Source organism: Microbispora sp. NPDC049125 (assembly GCF_040802045.1).
Taxonomy (GTDB): Bacteria; Actinomycetota; Actinomycetes; order Streptosporangiales; family Streptosporangiaceae; genus Microbispora.
In genome coordinates this window covers 1-5,078 of record NZ_JBEZDW010000088.1, presented here as the reverse complement: position 1 = coordinate 5,078, position 5,078 = coordinate 1, and the positions used below count along the sequence as shown (strand labels likewise).

Here is a 5,078-nt window from a genome sequence, read left to right as displayed (position 1 = left end):
AACCCCGCCGCGAACACCGGCGAAGCCCCCATCAACTCCACCGCCATCCCCCGCCACTGCGACCCCTGACCCGGAAACACAAACACCGGCCCACCCACACCAGAACCCGCAGAACCGGCGACGCCCTGCACCACACCAGCCGCCACACCCCCAGCAGCCAGCGCCTCCAACCCCGCCATCAACGCCCCACGATCACCACCGACCACCACCGCCCGATGATCGAACAACGCCCGCGAACCAACCAGCGACACCCCCACATCCACCGGCGAGACCCCCGGCCGATCCCCCACAAACGACCGCAACCGCAACGCCTGATCCCGCAACGCATGCTCGCTCTTGCCCGACACCACCCACGCCACCGGACCGTCCATGGCCGGCTCGGCGGCAGGCTCCTCCACCACCACGGGCGCCTGCTCGACAATCACATGCGCATTCGTGCCGCTCATCCCGAACGACGACACACCCGCCCGCCTCGGACGGTCCAGTTCGGGCCACGGCCGCGCCTCCGTCAGCAGCTCCACCGCACCCGACGACCAGTCCACATGCGGCGACGGCTCATCCACATGCAAGGTCCTCGGCAGCACCCCATGCCGCATCGCCATGATCGTCTTAATGACAGAGGCGACGCCCGCCGCCGCCTGGGTGTGACCGATGTTCGACTTCAGCGAGCCGAGGTAGAGCGGCGTCTCCCGTTCCTGGCCATAGGTGGCAAGAAGCGCCTGCGCCTCGATCGGGTCGCCGAGCGTGGTGCCCGTGCCATGCGCCTCCACCACATCAACATCCGCCACCGACAACCGTGCGCTCGCCAGCGCCTGCCGGATCACCCGCTGCTGCGACGGCCCATTCGGCGCCGTCAAACCGTTCGAGGCGCCGTCCTGATTCACCGCCGTGCCACGGACAACCGCCAGAACCTCATGCCCGTTCGCGACAGCGTCCGACAGCCGCTCAAGCAGCAGCACGCCCGCGCCCTCACCCCAGCCCGTCCCGTCGGCCGCCGCCGCGAACGCCTTGCACCGCCCGTCCGCCGCCAGGCCGCGCTGCCGGGAGAACTCGATGAACGCCCGGGGGCTCGACATGACGTTCACCCCGCCCGCCAGCGCCAGCGAGCACTCCCCCTGCCGCAGCGCCTGAACCGCCAGATGCAACGCCACCAGCGACGACGAACACGCCGTATCCACGGTGACCGCCGGGCCCTCCAGCCCGAAGACGTAGGAGAGACGTCCCGAGACCACGCTGGCGGCCGTGCCGGTGGCGGCATAGCCTTCGAAACCTTCGGAGTGGTGCAGGCCCAGCCCGTAGTCCTGGCCGTTCGTGCCCGCGAAAACACCCGTACGGCTGCCGCGCAGCGAATGCGGATCGATCCCCGCCCGCTCGAACGCCTCCCACGACGTCTCCAGCAGCAGCCGCTGCTGCGGATCCATCGCCAGCGCCTCACGCGGCGAGATCCCGAAGAACGCGGCGTCGAACTCACCGGCGTCGTACAGGAATCCCCCCTCCCTGGTGGAGCTGGTGCCCAGCTTGTCGGGGTCGGGGTCGTAGAGGCGCTCCACGTCCCAGCCCCGGTCGCGCGGGAACTCGCCGATCACGTCGAGCCCCTGGTCGACGAGCTGCCACAGCTCCTCGGGTGAGCCCACCCCGCCCGGGAAGCGGCAGCCCATGCCGACGATCGCGATCGGCTCGTCGTCGGCGACGGTTCCGGAGACGGCGCCGGAAAGGGTGGCGTCCGCGACGATGGCACTGGCCTGCCCTGTCAGGGACCCGTCGCGGCCCAGCAGCTCACCGCGCAGGTGCTCGGCCAGCGCTGCCGGAGTCGGGTGGTCGAAGATCAGGGAAGCGGGCAGCCGAAGGCCCGTCGCGGCGTTCAGGCCGTTGCGCAGCTCGACGGCGCTGAGCGACGTGAAGCCGAGCTCCCTGAAGGCGCGGCGAGGGTCGACGGAGCCCGCGGAATCGTGTCCGAGCACGGCCGCCGCCTGCGAACGGACGAGGTCCAGCAGCATCCGGTTCCGCTCGTCCGCGGTCAGCCCGGCCAGCCGTTCGGTGAAGGTGGCCTCCCGAGCAGGCCGCACGTCGGGAATCTCGCTGATCAGCGGCGTGGCGGTGAAGGCCGCGACGAACCGTTCCCAGTCGATGTCGGCGACGGCGATGACGGTGTCGTCGCCGCTGAGAGCGCGTTCGAGGGCGGCGAGCGCCGGCTCGGGCGTGAGGGGGCGAATCCCGCGGCGGCGCATGTTCCGCTCGATGGCGGCGTCGTCGGCGGCCATGCCGGAGCCGGCCCACGCACCCCACGCGACGGAGAGCGCCGGCATGCCTTGCGCGTGGCGCATCTCGGCGAGCGTGTCGAGGTAGGCGTTGGCGGCGGCGTAGTTGGCCTGGCCCGTGGTGCCGTACATCCCCGCGAACGAGGAGAAGAGCACGAACGCGTCCAGGTCGCCGGTCAGCTCGTGCAGGTTGCGGGCGGCATGCGCCTTGGCCCGCAGCACCTCCTCGAACCGCTCGGCGGTCAGGGTGCCGACGACTCCGTCGTCCAGCACGCCCGCCAGGTGGAACACCGCGTTCGGCGGGTGCTCGGCGAGCAGCGCGGCGAGCGCGTCGCGGTCGGCGACGTCGCACGCGGCGACGGTGACCCTGGCCCCCAGCTCCTCCAGCTCGGCGGCCAGCTCGGCCGCTCCCGGCGCGTCCGGCCCGCGGCGGCCGGTCAGCACCAGGTGCTCGGCTCCGCCACGCGCCAGCCAGCGGGCCACATGCGTGCCGAGCGATCCCGTGCCGCCGGTCACCAGCACGGTCCCGGCCGGCCGCCACCGCACGCCGTACCCGGCACGCGCGGGCACGAGCCTGCGGGTGAAGATCCCACCGGCGCGTACGGCGAGCTGGTCCTCCACGCCTCCGCTCGTCAGGATTCGGACGAGCAGGGCTCCCGCCTCGTCGTCGAGCTCCCGGGGCAGGTCGATGAGGCCGCCCCATCGCTCCGGACGTTCGAGGGCGACGACCCTGCCCAGGCCCCACACCTGTCCCTGGACGACACCGCCGACCTCGTCGGTGTCGTCGACCGCGACCGCGTCAACGGTCACGCACCACAGAGGCGCCGCGATCCCGGCGTGGTCGAGCGCCTGCACCAGGGCGAGCGTCGCGGCCAGCCCCGACGGTACGGACGGGTGGCGGGGGTGCGGCTCCTCGTCCAGGGCCAGCAGCGACAGCACTCCGGCGATGTCCGTCCCGGACGCCACGGCGCTGAGCCGGGCGGTCAGGACGTCGGCGTCGAGATCGCCGTCCACGGTGACGACGTCGGCGCCGTGAGAGGTCAGCGCGCGCACGGCCGCGTGGTCGGCGGGGCCGGCGACGAGCCAGGTCCCGGACGGCCGGGCCTGCCCCATATCCTCGGCGGGCCTCCAGGCGATCTTGTATCGCCAGCCGTCCGAGACGGACCTGTCACCGCGCCGCCTGCGCCAGCTCGACAGGGCGGGCAGCACGGCGCCGAGCGCCGCCTCGTCGTCGATCGCCAGCGTCCCGGCCAGCGTACGGAGGTCCTCACGCTCGACGGCCTGCCAGAAGCCGGCCTCGACGGGGTCGCTCGGGACGGAAGGATCGGCCCAATAACGCGTGCGCTGGAAGGCGTAGGTCGGCAGGTCGACCGGGCGGGCGCCCCATTCCTTGGTGACGCGCTCCCAGCCGACGGTGACGCCACGTGCGCACAGGGCGGCGATCGCCTGCCCGAAACACTCGGTCTCCGGCCGTTCCCGGCGCATCACCGGGACGAAGCCGCCCGCCACACAGTCCTGTCCGAGCGCGGTCAGCACGGCGTCGGGGCCGATCTCCAGGTAGGTGGTGACGCCCTCGGCTTCGAGTGTCCGCATGGTGTCGAGGAAGCGGACCGGCTGACGGACGTGGGCGACCCAGTAATCGGCGTCGAGCTCCTCGACCAGGCCTCCCGAGACGATCGGGATCCGGGGCGGGTTGTAGGTGAGGGATTCGGCGACCTGGCGGAAGTCCTCCAGCATCGGGTCCATCAACGGGGAGTGGAAGGCGTGGCTGACCTTCAGCCGCTTCGACTTGCGATCGGGGAACCGCGCGATCACGGCGGTAACGGCGTCTTCGTCCCCGGCTACGACGACCGATGCGGGGCCGTTGACGGCGGCGATGCTCACCCGGTCGGTCAGATACGGCTGGACTTCGTCTTCTGAGGCGTTCAGGGCGACCATCGCCCCGCCCTCCGGGAGGGCCTGCATAAGACGACCGCGTTCGGTGACAAGCGTGCAGGCGTCCTCAAGGGACAGCACCCCGGCCACATGAGCGGCGGCGATCTCACCAATGGAATGCCCCGCCAGGAAGTCCGGGACGATGCCCCACGACTCCACCAGGCGGAACAACGCCACCTCGATCGCGAACAACGCCGGCTGGGTGAACTCCGTACGATCCAGCGACTCACCATCAATGGCCGGCAGATGAGCACACACCCGGTCATACGCCTCGGCGAACACCGGGAACGTCTCATACAGCTCCCGGCCCATCCCGGCCCGCTGAGACCCCTGACCGGTGAACAGAAACGCGAGCCCGCCGTCCTCGTCGACGGCACCCCGGACGACGCCGGTCGAGGTACGTCCGTCGGCGAGCGCCCGAAGACCCTGGAGGAGGTCGTCACGGTCCCGTCCGAGCACGACGGCACGCTCGTCGAGAAGCGACCGGGTGGTGGCCAGGGAGTGGGCCACGTCCACGGGCTCAAGCCCGGGAAGGCCGGTGAGGTGGGCGTGCAGCCTCCGCGCCTGGGCCCGCAGAGCCGCCTCGTCCCTGGCGGAGATCAGGAGAGGAAGGAGCGTGGGCCGGCTGACCGAACGGGTGCCGTCCTCTACGCTCGCCGGTGCCTGTTCGAGGATGGTGTGCGCGTTGGTGCCGCTCACCCCGAACGACGACACCCCCGCACGCCGCGGACGATCCACCGCCGGCCACGGCCGCGCCTCCGTCACCACCTCAACCGCACCCGACGACCAATCCACATGCGGCGACGGCACATCCACATGCAACGACTCCGGCACCACCCCATGCCGCATCGCCAACACCATCTTGATCACACCGGCCACCCCCGC

The 5,078-nt window shown here is 71.5% G+C and carries 1 protein-coding gene; it reads right to left on the bottom strand.

The genetic code is table 11. The features are described from left to right. Positions 1-5,054 (bottom strand): SDR family NAD(P)-dependent oxidoreductase (locus tag AB0B72_RS39995; RefSeq protein WP_367745009.1); only part of this gene is annotated, 5,054 nt, incomplete at its 3' end. Positions 5,055-5,078 lie beyond the last annotated feature (24 nt).